This window comes from Salinimicrobium aquimaris (genome assembly GCF_035607535.1).
In the GTDB taxonomy this organism is placed as follows: domain Bacteria; phylum Bacteroidota; class Bacteroidia; order Flavobacteriales; family Flavobacteriaceae; genus Salinimicrobium.
Window position 1 is genome coordinate 340,547 of record NZ_JAYDZX010000003.1, and the last position, 20,559, is coordinate 361,105.

Genomic DNA, 20,559 nt, shown 5'->3' on the forward strand with positions numbered 1-20,559 from the left:
AATCTTCAAAAAATAAGACTATGTTACAGGTAGCCAATATCAGGGCGAATAAGGAGGCATATATTGAAGCCTTAAAAAAGAGAAATTTTGATGCTGAAGGGATTTTTTCTGAAGTGCTTGAGCTGGATGAAACCCGTCGTGCCACCCAGACCGAACTCGATGAAAAATTAGCTGAATCTAATCGACTCTCCAAAGAAATTGGAATGCTGTTCAAGACCGGAGAACACCTGAAGGCTAATCAGCTGAAGCAACAAACTTCAGACTTAAAGGAATCTACAAAAGAATTATCCGAAAAGCTGGCGGCTACCACTATGGAGCTCAACAGGACTTTATATAATATTCCAAACATTCCCAACGAGCTCGTTCCGGCAGGAAATTCAGAAGAAGATAATGTGGAGGTCTTTAAGGAAGGAGAGGTACCGCAACTTGCCGAAGGTGCCCTGCCACACTGGGAACTCGCAAAAAAATACGACATCATAGATTTTGAACTTGGCAACAAGATCACCGGTGCCGGTTTCCCCGTTTATAAAGGAAAAGGCGCCCGACTTCAAAGAGCCCTTATTTCTTACTTTTTAGACAAGAATGTCAAAGCGGGATACACAGAATTTCAAATGCCATTGATGGTAAACGAAGCTTCGGGCTACGGGACCGGTCAGCTGCCCGATAAGGAGGGGCAAATGTACCATGTGACCGACGATAACCTTTACCTTATTCCAACTGCAGAGGTACCAATTACCAATATGTTTAGAGACGATATGCTTTCTGAAGGTGACCTTCCTATCGCATGTACAGGTTATACACCCTGTTTCCGAAGAGAGGCCGGTTCCTATGGCGCGCACGTAAGAGGCCTAAATCGCCTGCACCAGTTTGATAAAGTGGAGATCGTGAGGCTCGAAAAGCCGGAGGATTCTTATGCTGCTCTGGACAATATGGTAGAGCAGGTAAAAGATATTTTGAGAGATCTAAAGTTGCCTTACCGCATCCTGAGGCTTTGCGGTGGAGATCTTGGCTTCACTTCAGCTCTAACCTACGATTTTGAGGTGTTCTCTACAGCACAGGATCGCTGGCTGGAAATTAGTTCGTGTTCAAATTTTGAAACTTTTCAGGCCAACAGGCTCAAGTTGCGGTACAAGAACAAAGACGGCAAAAAGGAATTGGTGCATACGCTTAACGGAAGCGCGCTTGCCTTGCCGCGCGTCCTCGCAGGTATCCTGGAGAACTACCAGACTCCTGCAGGAATAAAAGTACCCGAGGTGCTGGTGCCTTATACGGGGTTTGATATTATTGACTAGGAGTTAATCTTTACTGGTAACAAACCTCACAGCTTTTCAAAACCTGTGAGGTTTTTTTGTTTCAGGATAATAATTACCTCTCTTTCAGGTTCTAAAAAGGGCAATTTCTTATCTTTATAAAAATTAAATCGGGATGCGCGATCTCTACTTCCTTCTCATCCTCCTTTTCACGGTTATTTCAGGCTATTCCCAGTCAGAACAACTGGCGAAGAACTATTTCGACCGCGGAGAATTTGAAAAGGCAGAGAACATCTACGAAAAGCTGCTGAAGCAGGAGCCTTATAACGCTTCTTTTTTCTACGGATTAATAGCCACCTACCAGCAACTTGAAAAATATAATCAGGCAGAAAAACTGCTGAAGGAGCGGGTGAACAACACTGCCAATGCACCGCACTACCTGGTGGAACTGGGTCATAATTATGAGCTGCAGGGGAACGCTTCTCAGGCCGATCAATTTTATGCCGAAGCTTTAAGAGCTATAGAATCCCGACCCAATTATGCTTTTTCCATTGCCCGATCCTTTGAAAAGTACAGTAAACTTGATCGTGCCGTAACGGCTTATGAACTGGGAATGAAAATGAATCCCGATGCCGAATACAATATTCAGCTTGCGAGGCTTTACGGGGAGCAGGGCGAAATCGAAAAAATGTTCAGTAATTACATCGACGTGCTGGGCAATAATCCGAATCTCCTGCCCGGGGTGAGCCGCATTTACGGGCAGTTCATTACAGATGATCCTAAAAATGAAGCAAACCTTATCTTTAGGAAATTGCTTCTTAAAAGACTTCAGGAGGATCAGAATATCTTGTACAACGGTATGTTGAGCTGGCTGTTTGTGCAGCAAAAGGAATATCAAAAGGCATTTCAGCAAGAGAAGGCAATCTACCGCCGGTCTGGTCAGGGATTGGGCGCGATCCTTCGGCTTACGGTAATGGCGCGGGAAGAGGGGCAACCTGCAACGGCGCTTGAAGTCCTGGATTTTGTTATTGCTGAAGCTCCCAATGAAGATCTGAAACTTCAGGCGCATCAGCTAAGATTGAATATCCTGCAGGAGACTCTTCCGCAGGAAAAATATTCGGAAATAGAGGCAGGTTATAATACCCTTTTTGAGACCTATGGAAGTGGTTCCCAAATGTTGTCCCTGTACATCGACTACGCCAATTTTCTTGCCTTTAAGCAGCAAAAGATTTCTGAAGCTGAAGTAGTGCTGCGCAATTTCCTGGACCGGGATCTAAAGAAGCTGGAAGAAGCAGCTTTAAAAATGGCATTGGCAGACATTCTTGTGCTGGACGAGAAATTTAATCAGGCTTTGATCTATTATTCCCAGGTGCAGAACCTGGTGGAAAACGATGTGATCGCACAGATGGCAAGATTTAAGGTGGCAAAAACGAGTTATTACAAGGGGGATTTCGATTGGGCTACAATTCAGCTGGATGTATTGAAGTCGGCAACTTCCCAGCTCATCTCAAATGATGCCATGGAACTCAGCCTGCTAATAAGCGAAAATTCGCAGGAGGACAGTACGAGAACTGCCTTAAAGAAGTACGCGCGTGCCGATCTTCTGGCATTTCAGGAAAAGAACAGCAAGGCGATTGAGGTCCTGGATTCTGTTTTGACTCAGCACAAAGGCGAGAAAATAGAAGATGATGCGCTTTTAAAACAGGCGGGGCTTTATGAGCAGGCCCGGGAATATGCTAAGGCCGAAAAGAACTATCTAGCAATAATTGAGCATTATAAAAATGGGGTTTTAGGGGATAATGCGCATTTTTATCTCGCCGAACTCTATGCCGACAAACTGGAAGAACCCGGGAAGGCGCAGGAGTTTTATGAAAAAATTATCTTTAATTACGCCGATAGTATTTACTTTGTCGACGCCCGGAAAAAATTCCGGCAATTACGGGGGGACGAACTGGAATAAGCATTCATTTGGCAGCGTTCCTGCCGCAAAATTATTAGCATCTTATGTATATCTACAACGTCACTATAAATATTCAGGAAGATATCCACGATGAGTGGGTGGAATGGATGAAAAAAGAACACATTCCTGATATGCTCAACACCGGAAAATTCATAAAAGCCCTAATGACGCGGGTGATGGTGAACGAGGAAATGGGAGGGGTGACCTATTCTGTTCAGTACACTACCGAGAGTAAGCAGATGCTGCAGCGGTATTACGACGAAGATGCCAAAACCTTGCGAAGCAAAACAGCTCCTTTTGAAGGGAAATTCGTAGCCTTCAGGACGGAACTGGAGATCATCAGCGAGCAATAAGAATCCCACCTTTATATGAAGAAGAATTACAAAAAGAAAGGTGGGAAACACCAGCATGCGGCTGCGCATGCACCTCAGGAAGGGGACGTAAGGGCGAAGAAACATCTTGGTCAGCACTTCCTTACAGATGAATCTGTTGCCGAAAGAATTGCAGATACTCTCACCTACAAAGGATATCCTCACGTTCTGGAGATTGGTCCGGGAATGGGCGTGCTCACAAAATACCTGCTCAGGAAGGATGCTGATATTCATGTCATTGAAATCGATACAGAAAGTGTGGCCTATCTTCACGAGCATTATCCTGCACTCGAAGGAAAGATCCATGAAAAGGACTTTTTAAAGTACGATATCAGCGAAGTTTTTAAGCAGGATCAATTGGCCATCATCGGGAACTTTCCTTACAATATTTCTTCGCAGATCGTTTTTAAGATGCTGGAGCTTCGGGAGTATATTCCGGAGTTTTCGGGGATGTTTCAGAAGGAAGTTGCACAAAGGATCTGCGAAAAAGAGGGAAGTAAGACCTACGGGATCCTCTCTGTTCTGGTACAGGCTTTTTACGAGGCGGAATATCTTTTTACCGTGCCGCCTTCAGTATTTAATCCGCCTCCAAAAGTGGATAGCGGCGTGCTTCGGCTAACCAGGAAAGAAGTGCTTTCCCTGCCCTGCGATGAAAAACTGTTTTTCCGAGTGGTAAAGACTGCTTTTCAGCAACGAAGAAAGACTCTAAGAAACAGTCTGAAAATCTTCGATCTTCCTGAAAATATTAAAGAAGATAGTATCTTTGGCTTGCGCCCGGAGCAGCTGAGTACTGCCCGGTTCATTGAACTTACACAAAAGATCCAGCCTTATGCAGTTTGAGGTAAGCGAAGAATATATCGAGCACATTCAGCATCTCATTGAAGAGAAGCGCGATGCCGAGCTCCTGCAGCTGCTGGATGAGGTGCACCATGCCGATATTGCCGAGATCATCGACGAACTCGACCTCGACCAGGCAACCTATATTATAAAACTGCTTGACAGCACCAAAACTTCCGAGGCCCTTATGGAGCTGGAGGAAGACGTGCGGGAACGTATCCTCGATAATCTTTCGGCCAAAGAAATTGCCGAAGAACTCGAGAATATGGATACCGATGATGCTGCCGATATCATCGCCGAACTTTCTGAAGAGCGAAAGCAGGAGGTGATCCAGGAAATGAGCGATGAAGAGCACGCCGAGCATATTGTGGAGCTGCTGCGCTACGACGAGAATTCTGCCGGGGGACTCATGGCAAAGGAGCTTGTGAAAGTCAACGAGAACTGGAGTGTTACCGGTTCGCTGGCCGAGATGAAAGCCCAGGGCGAAAATGTTACCCGTGTCCATTCTATCTACGTAGTGGACGACAAGGGAAAACTTAAGGGCCGACTATCCCTGAAGGACCTGCTCACAGCCTCAAGCAGAGCTAACATCAGCGATGTATTTATAGACAAAGTGGATTATGTTACTGTGCATACAAAAGGCGAGGAGGTAGCGCGTATCATGCAAAAATATGACCTGGAAGCCATTCCGGTTGTAGATGAAATGGGACGTCTCGTTGGTCGTGTCACCATTGATGATATTGTGGATTTCATTCGGGATGAAGCCGAAAGAGATTACCAGATGGCTGCCGGTATATCTGAAGACGTGGAGGCCGATGATTCTATTCTACGGCTTACCCGTGCAAGATTACCCTGGCTAATTCTGGCGCTTCTGGGCGGTTTTGTCTCTGTGACCGTATTGGGAACCTTTGATGCCGCCATGCAGGAGCATGCCGCACTTTTCTTTTTTGTTCCGCTTATTGCGGCAATGGCAGGGAACGTGGGCGTACAATCGTCGGCAATTGTACTGCAGGGTCTGGCGAATCAAAGCCTGAGTGGTTCTCTTTGGAACCGACTCATAAAAGAAATCCTGCTTAGCCTCCTGAACGGCGCTGCCCTCGCACTGCTACTTATCATCGGCGGAATTTTCCTGTTGGGCTTCGACTTCTGGTTTGGCCTTACCGTTGGAATTTCCCTGGTTTCGGTGATCGTGATAGCTTCTTTGATCGGGACCTTTGTTCCTATTATTCTTGATAAATTCGGGATTGATCCGGCGATGGCGACCGGTCCTTTTATTACCACCAGTAATGACATTTTTGGGATCCTTATTTACTTTACAATCGCAAAAATGATTCTAGGCTTTTAAAGAGCCTAAATTCCAGGCATTTACCCGCCGGAGCTTCAGCGTAGGTGGGCCAAATTTTGAATACCAAATTCCAGGCGCCAAATTCTAAAGCTTAAAGATTTGCCAAAGTTTTGGCAAAATTATGAAAATCAAACTTTCTCCACACCTGACTATTTGTTTACATGGACTTTGGTAAATCTGAAGGAGCTCCTTTAAAGTAGATTTACGAAAGTACTCTCCCAAGAAATTTAGTTTGATCTAAGAACCAGGTTTTACCATTCATAGGAACTTTGGCAAATCTGGAGCTGTTTTCCTGTTTAGATTTGCCAAAGTTTTCAAATTCTTGAAAACCAAACTTTCTCCAGACCTGACTATTTGTTTAAATGGACTTTGGTAAATCTGGAGGAGCTGCTTTAAAGTAGTTTTACCAAAGTACTCTCCCAGAACCTTCTGTTCGATCTAGGAAATAGATCTTACCATTCATAGGAACTTTGGCAAATCTGGAGCTGTTTCCTGTTCAGATTTGCCAAAGTTTTAAAATCATGCAAACCAAAGATTCTCCACACCTGACTATTTGTTTACATGGACTTGGGTAAATCTGAAGATGTTCCGCTAAAAACATGTAAAAAAGTTACCCATGTATCCTCTCCAATTTTCTATGTAAATTGCTTCTTCATTAATATGTTCCAAAAATGTCATTTTCAACACCCATTGATCCCAAAGAAAAATTAACCAAATTCAGCAACCACTGGCATCCGCGGCAAATAGGAATTGTGAATGACATGCAGGTGCTGGTGGCGAAGGTAAAAGACGAATTCGTTTGGCATCAGCACGATGAGGAAGACGAGTTGTTTCAGGTGTTGAAGGGGACTTTGTACCTTCAGTTTGAAGATCGAACAGAAACTGTAAAGGAAGGGGAGATCATCATTGTTCCCAAAGGTGTGAAGCACTGCCCAATGACCAAAAACGGGGAAGAAGTCCATATCATGCTCTTCGAAAAGTTGAGTACCAAACACACCGGAGACGTGAAAGACAGCCTCACCCAATCTGACTATCCAAAAATCTGATTTTTCATGATCATTCTTCACGCCGACTCCAACCATCCTACGCTTATACAACAACTCGAGGTGGCCGGGCATCACAACATTGAAGCCTATGACCAAACTGAGCAGGAGATCCTGGAAAATCAGCATCTGTACGATGGGATCGTGATAAGAAGTCGGTTCAAAATAGGAAAAGAATTTCTTGATGCCGCACCCAATCTAAAGTTCATCGCCCGCGTGGGCGCCGGACTTGAAAGTATAGACGTGGAATACGCAGAAAAGCGCGGAGTGAAACTCTTTTCTGCTCCCGAAGGCAACCGGAATGCCGTTGGTGAACATGCACTAGGAATGCTGCTTTCCCTGTTCAACAAACTCAACCAAGCAGACCGGCAGGTGCGGGAAGGTTTGTGGTATAGAGAAGCTAACCGCGGAGTAGAACTGGAAGGAAAAACTGTCGGTATCATTGGCTACGGAAATATGGGCAGGTCTTTTGCTAAAAAGCTGCAGGGTTTTGATGTAAAGGTGCTCTGTTATGACATTTTAGAGGGGGTAGGAGATGAGCATGCCGAACAGGTTTCTTTGGAAGATTTCAGAAAGGAATGTGATGTGGTCAGCCTGCACACACCCTGGACGCCGGAAACGAATCGAATGATCGACAAAGATTTCATTGCAGCTTTTACAAAACCCTTCTGGCTGCTCAACACCGCCCGCGGTAAAAGTGTGGTGACCGAAGATCTCGTGGAAGCTTTACAGGCGGGTAAAATACTGGGAGCAGGACTTGATGTACTGGAGTATGAAAAAGGCTCTTTTGAAAGCCTCTTTTCGGAAGGTGCCGAGATGCCCCAAGCGCTTCAGGAATTGCTGGTGATGCCTAACGTACTGCTCAGTCCGCACGTGGCCGGATGGACGGTGGAATCTCACAGGAAACTGGCAGATACTATTGCGCATAAGATCACAGATCATTTTAAGGATATATAAAAAACTAAAAGACCGTTTGAAAGTTCCATTTTTCGTCAAGCTGAACTTGTTTCAGCTTCCAGTCTAGTGGGAATTTAAGATCCTGAAATAATTTCAGGATGACGTATTACTTTCAGAAAAACTCTCGGTCTAAACCAAAAGAAACATGAAAAAAAGAGTAACCGGGATCGGCGGGATCTTCTTTAAGACCAAGGATCCTAAAGCCACCAAAGATTGGTACAGCAAACATTTAGGGTTAAATACAGACCAGTGGGGGAGCACCTTTTGGTGGAAGGACAAGGAAGGGAATGACTGCTCCACCCAATGGAGCCCGATGAAGGACGACACCGACTATTATGAGCCTTCAAAAAAGCAGTTTGTGGTCAACTACCGGGTGGAGAACCTGGAAGAGTTGCTGAAGGAACTGGAGAAGGAGGGCGTGGAGATCGTGGGAGAAATGCAGACCTTCGACTACGGAAAATTCGGTTGGATCATGGATCCCGATGGCAATAAGATCGAGCTGTGGGAGCCAATTGACAAAGCTTTTTTATAGCAGCCTTAGCGTTTGTAGAAAATATAATCGGTGGTGATAGGAGTGATCCCGCTTTTTCTGAGGTCCGCTATCACCTGACCTCTATGGTGGGTGCTGTGATTTGAAATGTGAAACAGAATTTCCCCAATGCTGTTGGTGAATTCCATGCCTTTTGAATTTCTGTATTTGATCTTCCTGTCGAAATCATTGGCCGAAATTATATCAAGAGTTCTATGGTGGTTTTGATGGGTTATGCGCAGGCAATCTTCCAAAGAATAGGTGTCGTGCACCCCAAACTCCTTTTCACCTGTAATTCTCGCATTCCATATTTGATGTGCATTGAGTAAATGACAAAACAGGGGTAAAGTCGCGGGCGGGAGAGCATCCTTGTTCTCTATTAGCTGATCGATCAATTGCCTGTTGAAATGCTGATGGTACTGGAAAATATCAGTAAAGAATTCTTTCATTTTATTTGGAGATTTCTTCAATAAAGGTTAATCATCTATTCTCCTGTAATGATTTTTTAGGGTCCATTTCAGACTTTAATATTTCATCATTCAGGTGCTCCTGGAAAATCCTTAGCAAACCATTTTCTTCGCTTCTAATGAAGTACAATAAACCTATGATTGCAATCGGAAAGATCGCAAATTGTACTAAGAAAACCGGTCGATCGAATTTAATGATCATCTGTAGCAAAAGGACGAGCATGGGGAAAATGATAAGTAAAGTGGCAAGAAGATCTTTGCTTCTTGTTCTGAGTTCAATTTTAGTTTTGGATTCCTCCATTTCAGTTATTCTTCCATAGTAAATGATCTCGCTTTTGGTGTTGGGTCGATTTACATCCCATATTAAGCTGCTGCCGTATGAAAAATTTGAGCTGATTATAAAGTTGTCAGCCGTTACCCATTTTAGGTGAAATCTTTCTGGTTTTTCTTTCAAGATCTTCTTCAGCTCCTTCACTTCAATCCTGGCTTCAAGATTTGTAGTTCTGGAATCATATAGGGAGCGAAACAACATTTAGCAAGCTGAGGTTAATGGAACGGTGATCTTATTACTACCGTAGTTGGTCTGAGTTTTATTTGACGTCATTATTAATTTCTATCCAGTATCCGTTCGGGTCCTGAAAGTAGATCTGTTTGATCCCATCTTTTCGCACATGAATTTTATTTCGATTATCCTTCCAGTCATAAAATTCGATTTTTAGCTTCTCCAATTTAGATATAATAGGATCTAGATTGGGTGTGGACAAAGCAAAATGTACAGCTTTATTAATTTTTATTTCAGAATCAGGCCGGGGAATTAAATGAAGTTGTTTTTCTTCATTGAGCGATAGCCATCTCGTTTTAGAATCTGAGGCAGTATTCTTAATTTCTTCCAGCTTAAGTAATTTCTGGTAAAATTCAACAGACTCGTCTACATCTTTTACAGAAAGAGCTATATGATTAAATGATAAGCTGTATGCCATTTTTCTGAGGGATTTAAGTACTTTGAAAATAGTTCTCCATTTGTTGGCGTTAGATGATCTCCTAAATTATACGAATGGTAGCGTATGAAAACAGTGCGAACCGGTGAGGGAGCAGAAAGTTTCGAATTGAGTCAAGCTTGAGCATCCTGTTATCTTCTGGCCGGTTTTATTTAGTCCAATTTATTTTTACAGCTGAGATCTTATTAAGTTCCAGTCTTTGTTCGTCTAACTTTCTAAATCCGTTTTTCAAATAGAAGATCAAGGGGGACAAATAACGTTCACCATTTTTCTTTTTGTCTGCGTTGTGGTCAATAACCCATCCATTTAATTCCTTCTCTTTGTCTTTTGCCAGACTGAGCATTTTTGTGCCCCACCCTTTCCCGTGAAGTTTAGAGTCTAAGATTAACGCGAACCATTTTTGATTATCACGCATAAAATCAAAGTACCAGCCTTTGATATTCTGATTTTCATCTTTCAAGAGTATATGGGACTGGCCGGTCAAATTCTGAAGGTAAACTTCAAAATCCGGAAGAGATTTATAACTCAATTTTTCAGGGTATTCATTATTCCATAAATGGAATATTTCCTTTTTATCTGCTTTTGAAAGGCTGCTTCGATTAATTAATTCCACTTTTTAAAGTTATATCAAACCGGCTACATCTCGAAATACGTAAGTTGCGGCTTGGCGACTTGAATTTGTTGTTAAAGACTGCTTTTTAAAGTAGTCAAAAATGCTATTTTTTGGAGGTATCCTGCAGTTTGGGATATTTATTGTTCGCACTCGTTTTTTAATTATCCCATTTTTGATAATTTTCCCATTGATGGTTCACGAATTTTACGAACTGAGGGTCAATATCCATCTTGTCAGGTTTCAAATTAAATTCATCAATCAGAATCCTCGCGATATTTAAGTTTAATAAACTTAATAACAAAAATGTACTTTCTACGAAACTTTCATTTCTTGGCTCGTACAAAATTGTCATTCCCAGACCGTGGGTATAGGTGGAATAATGGTTTTGGACAATTTTGGAAAATCTTTTTGGTATTCTTGCTATAATATATAAGTCTTCCCAGCTTAATCTCTCTTTTTGTTTATGATTGTCATTATCAAATTTCCAGTTTCTCTTGTCAATTACACGTACCGAAACTATTTCATCTAACTGATCCGTCTTTATTTTTGCCATCAGATTTTTAATAGCTCTCTTATCGTGATCAATGACATGCTTTGACGGTTGAAAATCTTTAATTAAGCTATTGTTCTGAACCGTTTTACTAAAACCCTCAATTAAATTAATTCTTCCTTCTAATGAATCCATTAAATACAGATAGTATCGAAGGTCACGTTCTTTTATTGAAGAGTATGTTGAAATCAAGTAAAGGATAGAATAATTATCTATTATCATTCTGCTCAATGTCGCAAAAGGTTGGGTGGCACATTCACCATTATTAATGTGATTTAAAAATTTGAGATTTGAGAGAATGTTTTTAAAGATTTTATATATTCCGATTTGTCGACTTAAAAGGTTAGGCTTTTCGGGACAGAATTTATCCAGTATTGATTCAATCTTTTCCAGTTCTTCTATCCCGGAATTATAGGTGGGAAATTCCATATCTTATTTTGAGTCAAATGAGTGCCAACGTCTCGTATAAAAACAGTGCGAGCTGGCGAGCTTGATTGTCCGCAGGACAATCGGCTAAGCAAGCGAGCACGGACTTTCGATTTGAGACTGATTTAAACATTGTTTTTATATGTTGTTACCATACGTTTTGTGTCAAATCCTGGATCTATGCTTAGAATTAAAAATTACCCAAAATCTTAGGTACGTTTGCCTTTTTTATAAATGGAACATATATATTCAATGATTCTTTACCTTTATTAACTGCAGTATAATCACCTCCCGTTGTCGAATATCGCAAGGTATGAAGGTTGCTATTCCTGAGTTTTTCAATTCCACTATCAGATAAATAATACATCGAAGTTGAAGTTTCATTGACATAATCATTAATTCCTCTATCGACACATTTAATAACAGAACCATCGTCAAGATAGAGCAATATATCTCCTTTTAATCGAGATTGTCCCATAGGCGCACTTTTACTCAGCACCAACATATACTGATCTGCCTTTTTGACGAACATCACATCTATTTCTGGTTTACTTGAAAAAGTTTCAGGATTCTGTAATGAAAAACTTTGACTTGCTGGATAAGAATTTTCGTTTATGAAGAATCTTTTTTGGGCACTTGTATTTAAAACATAGCACAAAGAAATAACTATAATAATACAGATATTTTTATATTTCATTTTCATTTGTTTTTTATCTTAAAAGAATCCTTTTAATTAAATTTTCTACATCATTTGTGCGTTCAAAATTGTTTGTGGTTAAATTCACGACGAAACTTTTTTGCTTATAAAGAAAAGCAATGGCAATGTTTTTTAGATTTTGATCGGCATAAGTTAAATTGGAAATCATCGAGACTGCCTCAATTCCATTTTGGAGTTTTACATATTCTGCTTTTTCTCCAAGACTTTCTGAGTTGGATTTAATGGTTTCTAAAAAAGTGTCTTTATACGTTTCTAAACTACTGCCCGTAAAGCCACTCATTTCAGTTTGAAGGTTGGCAACTGTAACCGAATAATTGTCAAGCTTATTATTTCCATATTGGAAAGGACAACTGTAGTTATTTTGATTCCCTAAATTCCTAATATATTCTAATTCACACGGAGAATTAATTGTTATTCCTTCTAACTTCGATTCAATTTGGGCGTTGGCTGCCACGGTGCCGAAAAATAGCAGTAACATAATTTTTTTCATAATGTTCTTATTGTGTTCGTTCTTTTAAATGTGTGGAAACGGCTTATACCACAACAAAACCTTTCCTTTACCGTCGGTATTTTCCCGAATAAAGAAATGTTCTTGTGGCCTTAGTAAAGCTATTAAATATCTGTTAAAGAAGCTGAGGGAAAACCGTAAAGCAATGGAATAGGAACAAAAGCGGCTTTAAATTGGAGACCAGGTATTGTATCGGGAATGGGCGAAAACCTTTTCTTTTAAAGTTGTGCTAAAGCGCGGCTAACTTTTCTTCAGCCCAAAGAACGCCTTACCTTTGCAGGCTGAAATGAAGGACTATTTTTACTTTTTAAAGGGAAATTTCAGGACCGTAAGCTTTGGCTGGCTGCTCACGCTGTTGTCGGGCTTTGGACAAACCTTCCTGATCTCTCTCTATGTGCCCGAGATCATCAGGTCTTTCAGTATTTCCGAAGGAGCTTTTGGTGCTATCTATGCCGGCTGTACCATTGCGGCGTCATTCATTATGCTCTCGGTAGGTCACACGGTAGATCATAAACCGGTAAAAAAGGTTACTGCCTTCACCGTTACTACCCTAGCCCTTTCCAGCATTCTGCTGGGAGTCTCACAAAGTGTGATCCTGCTAATAGTTGCTGTTATAGGCCTTCGCCTGGCAGGGCAGGGGTTGTTAACTCACATAAGCATGACCATCATGTCCAAGCAATACGTTAACGACCGCGGTAAAGCCCTTAGTTTTTCCTCGCTGGGATTTTCTGTGGGGGAAGCCATATTTCCGCTCATCATCGCTTTCCTCATAAGCTGGTTTGACTGGCGGGTTGCGGCTATTGCGAGTGGAGTCGCGCTGCTGCTTTACCTCGTTCGGCTCAAGTTTACCCGGCTCGGTTACTTTGATGAGAAGCTTTCCACCAAGGGGAGTCCGTCGCCATTTTCCTTGCTAAAGGACTATAAGACTGTGGTTTTTGACAGGAAGTTCGGGGTGATGATGCCCGCCAGCTTTATCCTGAGTTTCGGGGCTACTGCGATCTTTTTTTATCAGTACGTGTTTGTGGAGAACAAAGGCTGGTCGGTACAGTTGTATGCTACCTTCTTTACCTTTTACGCCATAACCCGCTTCCTTTTTTCTCTTTTTGGAGGGGTATGGGTGGACAAGTTCACCGCAAGAAAATTATTCCAGTACTACCTTATCCCCATAAATCTGGGCTTGCTACCTTTTGCCTTTATGGAAAGTATCCTGGGAGCCTTGATCTTTCTCATTACTGCCGGTATTAGCATGGGAGTTTCGGGAACTGTAAAAACTGCGCTGATTGCAGAACTCTATGGCACCGAAAAAATGGGGGTGATAAGAAGTGTCTTTACCATGTTCTCTGTTATCTCTACTGCCTTAGGTCCGCTTGTAGTTGGACTGTTGATGGATGCCGGGGTTGGGTTTGAATATTTAATGGGCGGGATCTTCGTGGTCATGACGGGTATAATTATCAATTCGCAGCGGATTAGGTCTTATCAGGATTAGCGGCCTTATTCCCGACACAAATTTTTTCCTGCTAACGCAGTACCAGATTCCCTCAAATATAAATTCCCGTCACTTCGAGTGTTTTTTAAGTGCGAACGCACTGAAAAAACGTATCGAGAAGTACGGGAGTCTGGGATACGTCTAATTCTCGATACTTTTGCCTTCGCTCCCTCTCCGTCAAAACACTCGAATTGACGGCGAGTTGATGTAGCGCAGTTCAAATTTCTTGGAATTGACGTCGACAGTCAAATACAAATTCCCGTCACTTCGAGTGTTTTTAAGTGCGAAAGCACTCGAGAAGTACGGGATACGCATTATTCTCGATCCTTTTTGCCTTCGTTCCCTCTCAGTCAAAGCACTCGAAATGACGGCGTATTGATGTAGCGCAGTCCAAAATTCATTTAGAATTGACATCGACAGTCAAATCCAAATTCCCGTCACTTCGAGTGTTTTTTAAGTGCGAAAGCACTGAAAAACGTATCGAGAAGTACGGGAGTTCAGGATACGTCTAATTCTCGATACTTTTTGTCTTCGCTCCCTCTCAGTCAAAACACTCGAATTGATGGCGTATTGAATTACCACAATTCAAAATTCACCCGAATCGACGGCTTATGAAGCTGTTAATTGATCATTGATCATTGATAATTGGGAATCACGCCAGTGAATCCTCAATCTTCTGAACCCTTCCCACTTCCCCTGTTTCCAATCGGACCTTGATACCATGTGGATGCATAGGAGATTTGGTGAGGATGTCAGCCACGTAGCCATAGGTCAATCTGCCCGACCGCTGGTCCTGCTTCTGCACTATAGCAACCCGTGTACCAGGACCAATTTCTTTTCTCGTAGGCTTCATGGGAAGGTCTAAGGTTAAAGGTTTAATGTCTAACGTCTAAAATCTAATGTCTAAATCTACCGTCTAAAAAAACTACCGTCTACTCTATTCTCTGCTCAGTTCGATCATAGCCGACTTTATTGGCTCGTCACCTTCCACAGCCTCAAAGGTCATGTTCTTCACAAGAGGATCGGCAAGGGACATGATAAGCAGAAAAGCCACGTCGTCCCGCGGAATTTCCCCGCTGCCATCAAGTTTTTCGGCCAATTTCACCTTTCCGGTGCCCATATCATCTGTAAGAGCGCCTGGACGAATTATGGTGTAATCGAGTCCGCTGTTGCGCAAATGTTGATCGGCTGCTGCTTTGGCCTCGAGATAGTGCTCCAGCTTTTTGTGCTTTGAAGGTTCATCGGCCCCCATGGAGCTTAGCATTATGAACTTTTTCACCTTAGCTTTTTTGGCAGCATCTATGATCTTTATTGCACCTTTTTCATCTACTTCGGTCGTTTTTTCAGGTCCTGTATCCCCTCCGGAGCCTGCGCAGAAGATCACCTTTTTGACACCTTTTAATGCCGGGCTCAGATCCTCCTGCTCGAGGTCTGCGTGCACCCACTTCACTTCCATGTCATCAAAGATTTGCTGCTGCTCTTCTTTTCTTATCATGGCCACCGGCTCAAAACTCTGACTGTTGTTAAGGATCTCGATGATCCTTTTTCCAGTACTTCCTGTAGCTCCAACGATCAATATCTTTTCCATTTTCTGAATTTTTATTCCTGAACCAGCAAGTTACGCATCAAAAAAGCCATTTCCAATCCTCTAAATTTTGTATGGTAGAGCTGCTACTTCGGAAATTCTCCCTTCCTGCGCATCTCGGTCACCTTTCGCTCCAGTTCCTGCTGGAACTCTTCCAGTACGGGTCTTACCGTACTTTCAGGAAGATCGGCGATCCTAATGTACATCAACCCGTCAACCGCATCGTTAAATAAGGGATCCACATTAAAGGCCACGACCTTGGCGTTCTGCTTGATGTATTTTTTAATAAGTACCGGTAATCTCATGCTTCCGGGCTCCACCTCGTCAATGATCTTGTCAAACTTATTAAGATCGGCCTGGGTTTCGTCAAAAATGAATTCCTTATCGCCATCCTTCAGCTTTACCTTAAATTCTTTTTTCGGCCTTATGTACTGTGCCACATAGGGATCATAGTAATGCGAGCGCATAAACTCGATCATGAGGGATTTGGAGAAATTTGAGAATTTATTGCTGATGCTTACGCCTCCAATAAGATATTTGTGCTTCGGAAATCTTAGAGTGCAATGCACAATTCCCTTCCAGAGCAAGAATAGAGGCATAGGCCGCTGCTGGTATTCTTTGATGATGAAAGCTCTTCCCATCTCAATGGATTCGCTCATCATTTTATGCAGTTCTGGTTCAAACCTAAAGAGATCCTGCAGGTAAAATCCGTTGATGCCATACTGCTCATAGATCTCGGCTCCCATTCCCATCCTGTAGGCCCCGGCAATTTTGTTGGCTTCATTATCCCAAAGGAACATGTGGTAATAATATTCGTCGAACTTATCGAGGTCTGTTGACATATTCGTGCCCTCTCCAATCGCCCTGAAGGTGATCTCCCGCAAACGTCCTATTTCTTTTAAAATGTTGGGTATGATCTCCTTTTTAGCCAGAAATACTTCATAGTTCTTGCTCTCCAGCAGGCGCTTGTCCAGTTTACGACAGGTTTCGACCTCTTCGAGCATCAAATCGCCGCTGGTCTCTTCCACGATCTTCTTTGGTGGCTTCGGAATCTTAAAATTTTTCGGAATTCCTTTCAAAAATGGCTTTTTTTCAAAGGCATTTGCCAGCATATACGTCTTGCGACGTAGAAATGCAGTAAGGGATTCTACGGTAGTGATATCTGCAATATCCTGAGGAGAAATGGCATTCCCTATCCGTACCTTGATCTTACGTTTCTTTTGAGACAGCATTTCACTCGGCAGTTTTGCAGTACGTAAAATATCACTTACCGAGGCCAGCCTGTAAAAGAAGGTGCTGTTCTTCGCATGAAAATAAATGGGGATCACAGGCACTTTTGCTTTTTGAATAAGTTTGATGGCAGCAGGGTCCCACGGCCGGTCGACAATTCGACGTTCATCTCTATAGGTTGACACCTCCCCGGCAGGAAAGATCCCCAGGGGTTTTCCATCCCGCAAATGCATAATAGCCTCTTTAAGGCCCCTGGTACTGCTCTGTGCCTCTTTATGGTCCTCAAAAGGATTGACGGGCATGATATACGGCTGTACCGGCTCGATGCGTTGAAGTAAAAAATTTGCTATGACCTTAAAATCCTCCCGTTGAGAAAGCAGCAACTTTAGAAGGATCATCCCGTCAATCCCTCCCAGCGGGTGATTTGAAATAGTGATGAAAGGTCCCGACTTCGGGATCCTTTTCAGGTCATCTTCAGGAATATCAAAGTCTATCTCAAAAGCCTTCAGAATAGAATCAATGAATTGGGGCGCTGTCATGTGCTTCCGCTTTTCATATTCCTTGTTGATCACAGAGAGTTTGGTGGTTTGAAGCACTACCCAGCCCATTGAAGTTCCCAAAATTCCGAATTTGTCCAAATTCATGACTTTTGCAACTTCTTTTGCACTAACTATTCCCATTCAGTAAATTTTTTTAAAGCCAAGTAATCAAGGAATGGCAACTATCTGTACCGTTTCCCGGGTGGTTTGTTTCAGGAGGATCTTCTTTTCCTTTTCCAGTTCCTGCACCGCCTTCTCGTCAAAATGCCTGATGGTATACAGGGAAACTCCTGTATTATAACTTATCCTAAAAGTCGCCTTCAAATGACTTAACAACTTTTCTAAGTTATTAAATTTATTGTCAATACATACGGAAAAGCTTATAGCCGAATTCTGTATTAGGTCTACCTTGATCTGGTATTTATGGAATAAGCTGAAGATTTCACTGATATTCTTTTCCAGGATAAATGAGAAATCAAGAGAGGACAAGGAGATCAAGACCTGATCTTTTTTGACTATAAAACAAGGTATCTTCGGAAGTATTGGCTGTCCCTTTCTTACAGCCGTTCCCGGATTTGCAGGATTAAGGAATGACTTCACAAAAAGCGGAATTTCCTTTCGCTGCAGCGGCTGAAGGGTTTTTGGATGTATAACTGAAGCCCCGTAGAATGCCAGTTCTATGGCCTCTTCATAGGAGATCTGTTCCAGCAGGTGATGATCTTTGAAAACCCGTGGATCGGCATTCAATACCCCCGGAACATCTTTCCAGATGGTCACGCTGTGGGCATTGAGACAGTAAGCGAAAATTCCGGCGGTATAATCACTGCCCTCCCTGCCCAAGGTGGTGGAAAAATTGTTTGGATCTGCACCAATGAATCCCTGGGTGATGGTGAGGTTTTCAGGATTTACCTTCAGTTTTATCTGGGCCTGTGTTTCCTCCCACTGTACCTGCGCATCACGGTAAGTGCTGTCTGTACGTATGCAAAAGCGGGCGTCTAAAAAGTCATTTTTGACACCTTTGGAATTCAGAAAGTGGCTAACTATGGTGGTTGAAAGTAGCTCTCCATAGATCACCACCTGGTCATATACGAAATCGTAATTCGTAGAACGATTGTGGTTCAGGAAATTCTCCAACTCCTGAAACAGTCCTCTCACCGCATTAAAAGCTTCATGTTCTTTAATTTCAAAAAGGCCGAGCATGATCTCCCGGTGAAATTCTTTTACAGGCTGAAGTGTATCATTAAAATCCCCTTTTTGGAGATAATCTTTTACAACTTCTTCAAGCGCATTGGTGGTCTTACCCATGGCCGAAATTACCACTAGTTTTTCGGCAATACCTTCTCCCCGCAACACCTGCAGTACATTTTTTACTCCGTTGGCATCTTTTACAGACGCACCTCCAAACTTAAAGACTTTCATGAATTGGTTTCTACAAATTTAGTGATGCCATTTTCATCCATCTGTACGGTATACCAATCCTTAAGAATGTTGGCGCCACTGCGATGGTAAAAATCAATTGCATGCTGATTCCAGTCCAGCACCACCCATTCTACCCGCTTTAGACCTTGAGATTTCGCATACTCAATCACTTTTCTATAGAGCGCATTTCCAAGCCCTGTACCTCGTTTTTCCTCTCTTACTATTAGATCTTCGAGATGTAAGGTGCGGCCTTTCCAGGTAGAAAAACGGTAATAGACCAAAGCCATTCCTTCAATTTTTCCGTCCACTTCGGCTACAAAAACGTGAAACAAAGGATGTTCTCCAAAACCTTCTTTTTCCAAGGTTTCTACTGTGGTGATCACCGCATCGGGTTCTTTTTCAAAGGCTGCCAGTTCTTTAATGAGCTCCAGCACGGCCGGCATATCTTCTTTCCTGGCGTCGCGAATTATAGTATTCATAGCATTGGTTTAAGAACAAAAGTAGAGATTTGATTTTAAGATTTAATTACGACATCGTTATAGTCGCTTAAAATTATTTGCTTTAGTTTTGTTTGGTACGCATACTAAAACTTCAATGGTCAAGAAAAATCAGACTTTAGGCGAATTTATTATTGAGAATCAGGCAGAATTTGCCTACTCTTCCGGAGAGCTTTCCCGATTGATCAACTCCCTCAGGCTAGCCGCAAAAGTGGTGAACCATGAGGTAAACAAAGCCGGATTGGTGGATATTACCGGGGCGGCAGGAGAGACCAATGTGCAAGGGGAAGATCAGCAAAAACTGGATGTTTACGCAAATGAAAAATTCATCCAGACCCTTACCAACAGGGAGATTGTCTGCGGAATTGCTTCCGAAGAAATGGAGGATTTCATTACCATTGCAGGGCAAAATGGGGATCATAAGAATAAATATGTGGTTCTAATGGACCCGCTGGACGGTAGTTCGAACATCGACGTGAATGTTTCTGTTGGGACCATCTTTTCCATTTATAGAAGGGTTAGTCCTATTGGTACCCCGGTGCAGATGGAAGATTTTCTACAGCCGGGACACAAACAAGTGGCCGCCGGTTATATAGTATATGGAACTTCGACCATGCTGGTCTACACCACCGGTCACGGCGTAAATGGCTTTACCCTTAACCCGGCCCTGGGCTCCTGGTACCTGTCGCACCCCGACATGAAGTTTCCTGAAACCGGAAATATCTATTCGGTAAATGAAGGAAATTACATCCATTTTCCACGCGGAGTGAAAAATTACATTAAGTACTGCCAGGAAGAAAAAGATAACCGGCCTTATACTTCACGATATATAGGTTCCCTGGTCTCCGATTTCCATCGCAATATGATCAAGGGTGGGATTTATTTTTACCCAACCACGTCCAGTGCACCAAAAGGAAAGCTAAGGCTGCTTTATGAATGTAATCCAATGGCCTTTATTGCAGAACAGGCCGGTGGAAAGGCAAGTGACGGCTTTAACCGCATCCTCGATATAGATCCAACCGAGCTGCATCAACGGGTGCCGTTCTTTTGTGGGAATACAGATATGGTTGAAAAGGTTGAAGAGTTCATGGCCAAAGACCCTGAATAACACCTTCCTCTAAAATAAAATTTCCGAAGGAAATTAATATAACTCTTAACTCTTAACTCTTAACTCTTAACTCTTAACTCTTAACTCTTAACTCTTAACTCTTAACTCTTAACTCTTAACTCT

The 20,559-nt window shown here is 42.5% G+C and carries 22 protein-coding genes; 10 read left to right on the plus strand and 12 right to left on the minus strand.

Annotation, left to right across the window (positions count from 1 at the left end; all coding sequences use genetic code 11):
• Positions 1-20: 20 nt before the first annotated feature.
• From serS to VR862_RS07695, 8 genes are all read left to right on the plus strand, one after another.
• Positions 21-1,292, plus strand: coding sequence for a serine--tRNA ligase (gene serS, locus VR862_RS07660; protein WP_324720364.1), 1,272 nt, complete (start codon positions 21-23; stop codon positions 1,290-1,292).
• A gap of 133 nt (positions 1,293-1,425) precedes the next feature.
• Positions 1,426-3,210: a tetratricopeptide repeat protein gene (locus tag VR862_RS07665; protein ID WP_324720365.1), complete on the plus strand. Its 1,785-nt coding sequence runs from the start codon at positions 1,426-1,428 to the stop codon at positions 3,208-3,210.
• A gap of 44 nt (positions 3,211-3,254) precedes the next feature.
• Positions 3,255-3,563, plus strand: coding sequence for a DUF4286 family protein (locus VR862_RS07670; protein WP_324720366.1), 309 nt, complete (start codon positions 3,255-3,257; stop codon positions 3,561-3,563).
• A 15-nt stretch (positions 3,564-3,578) separates the two neighbouring features.
• A complete protein-coding gene (gene rsmA, locus VR862_RS07675) occupies positions 3,579-4,421 on the plus strand; it encodes a 16S rRNA (adenine(1518)-N(6)/adenine(1519)-N(6))-dimethyltransferase RsmA (protein ID WP_324720367.1) in 843 nt (280 codons plus the stop codon).
• Positions 4,411-5,763 (plus strand): magnesium transporter, encoded by a 1,353-nt coding sequence (gene mgtE, locus VR862_RS07680; protein WP_324720368.1) that lies wholly within the window; start codon positions 4,411-4,413, stop codon positions 5,761-5,763. Before rsmA ends, mgtE begins: the two co-directional genes overlap by 11 nt.
• Before the next feature lie 671 nt (positions 5,764-6,434).
• The gene (locus VR862_RS07685; protein ID WP_324720369.1) at positions 6,435-6,809 is read left to right on the plus strand and encodes a cupin domain-containing protein; all 375 of its coding nucleotides are present in this window, start codon (positions 6,435-6,437) and stop codon (positions 6,807-6,809) included.
• A gap of 6 nt (positions 6,810-6,815) precedes the next feature.
• Complete coding sequence (locus VR862_RS07690) at positions 6,816-7,763, plus strand: 2-hydroxyacid dehydrogenase (RefSeq protein WP_324720370.1); 948 nt, start codon at positions 6,816-6,818, stop codon at positions 7,761-7,763.
• A 145-nt stretch (positions 7,764-7,908) separates the two neighbouring features.
• On the plus strand, positions 7,909-8,295 hold the full coding sequence (locus tag VR862_RS07695) for a VOC family protein (RefSeq protein ID WP_324720371.1): 387 nt from the start codon (positions 7,909-7,911) through the stop codon (positions 8,293-8,295).
• 5 nt (positions 8,296-8,300) lie between these two features.
• Here the strand turns inward: VR862_RS07695 and VR862_RS07700 are convergent, their stop codons facing one another.
• The 7 genes from VR862_RS07700 to VR862_RS07730 form a co-directional block, all read right to left on the minus strand.
• Positions 8,301-8,741: a DinB family protein gene (locus tag VR862_RS07700; protein WP_324720372.1), complete on the minus strand. Its 441-nt coding sequence runs from the start codon at positions 8,739-8,741 to the stop codon at positions 8,301-8,303.
• 31 nt (positions 8,742-8,772) lie between these two features.
• Positions 8,773-9,291 (minus strand): hypothetical protein, encoded by a 519-nt coding sequence (locus VR862_RS07705; protein WP_324720373.1) that lies wholly within the window; start codon positions 9,289-9,291, stop codon positions 8,773-8,775.
• Positions 9,292-9,349: 58 nt separating this feature from the next.
• Complete coding sequence (locus VR862_RS07710) at positions 9,350-9,739, minus strand: VOC family protein (RefSeq protein WP_324720374.1); 390 nt, start codon at positions 9,737-9,739, stop codon at positions 9,350-9,352.
• A gap of 166 nt (positions 9,740-9,905) precedes the next feature.
• Positions 9,906-10,370 (minus strand): N-acetyltransferase, encoded by a 465-nt coding sequence (locus VR862_RS07715; protein WP_324720375.1) that lies wholly within the window; start codon positions 10,368-10,370, stop codon positions 9,906-9,908.
• A 157-nt stretch (positions 10,371-10,527) separates the two neighbouring features.
• The gene (locus VR862_RS07720; protein WP_324720376.1) at positions 10,528-11,349 is read right to left on the minus strand and encodes a hypothetical protein; all 822 of its coding nucleotides are present in this window, start codon (positions 11,347-11,349) and stop codon (positions 10,528-10,530) included.
• A 187-nt stretch (positions 11,350-11,536) separates the two neighbouring features.
• Positions 11,537-12,043, minus strand: a complete 507-nt coding sequence (locus VR862_RS07725; RefSeq protein WP_324720377.1) for a hypothetical protein — start codon at positions 12,041-12,043, stop codon at positions 11,537-11,539.
• A 13-nt stretch (positions 12,044-12,056) separates the two neighbouring features.
• Positions 12,057-12,554 carry a hypothetical protein gene (locus VR862_RS07730; RefSeq protein ID WP_324720378.1) on the minus strand — a complete coding sequence of 166 codons (498 nt, stop codon included), beginning with the start codon at positions 12,552-12,554 and terminating at the stop codon, positions 12,057-12,059.
• Between the two features lie 304 nt (positions 12,555-12,858).
• On the opposite strand from VR862_RS07730, the gene VR862_RS07735 reads away from it, so the two are divergent.
• A complete protein-coding gene (locus tag VR862_RS07735; protein ID WP_324720379.1) occupies positions 12,859-14,058 on the plus strand; it encodes an MFS transporter in 1,200 nt (399 codons plus the stop codon).
• A gap of 652 nt (positions 14,059-14,710) precedes the next feature.
• Here VR862_RS07735 and VR862_RS07740 read toward each other — a convergent pair.
• The 5 genes from VR862_RS07740 to VR862_RS07760 form a co-directional block, all read right to left on the minus strand.
• A complete protein-coding gene (locus tag VR862_RS07740; RefSeq protein WP_324720380.1) occupies positions 14,711-14,911 on the minus strand; it encodes a YwbE family protein in 201 nt (66 codons plus the stop codon).
• Between the two features lie 84 nt (positions 14,912-14,995).
• Positions 14,996-15,646 (minus strand): SDR family oxidoreductase, encoded by a 651-nt coding sequence (locus VR862_RS07745; RefSeq protein WP_324720381.1) that lies wholly within the window; start codon positions 15,644-15,646, stop codon positions 14,996-14,998.
• 83 nt (positions 15,647-15,729) lie between these two features.
• Positions 15,730-17,553 (minus strand): GNAT family N-acyltransferase, encoded by a 1,824-nt coding sequence (locus VR862_RS07750; protein WP_324720382.1) that lies wholly within the window; start codon positions 17,551-17,553, stop codon positions 15,730-15,732.
• Positions 17,554-17,580: 27 nt separating this feature from the next.
• Entirely contained in the window at positions 17,581-18,831 is a 1,251-nt protein-coding gene (locus VR862_RS07755; protein WP_324720383.1) for an aspartate kinase, read from the minus strand.
• Entirely contained in the window at positions 18,828-19,310 is a 483-nt protein-coding gene (locus tag VR862_RS07760; protein WP_324720384.1) for a GNAT family N-acetyltransferase, read from the minus strand. The genes VR862_RS07755 and VR862_RS07760 overlap by 4 nt, the downstream gene beginning before the upstream one ends.
• A gap of 115 nt (positions 19,311-19,425) precedes the next feature.
• On the opposite strand from VR862_RS07760, the gene fbp reads away from it, so the two are divergent.
• A complete protein-coding gene (gene fbp, locus VR862_RS07765; protein WP_324720385.1) occupies positions 19,426-20,436 on the plus strand; it encodes a class 1 fructose-bisphosphatase in 1,011 nt (336 codons plus the stop codon).
• Positions 20,437-20,559: the final 123 nt, after the last annotated feature.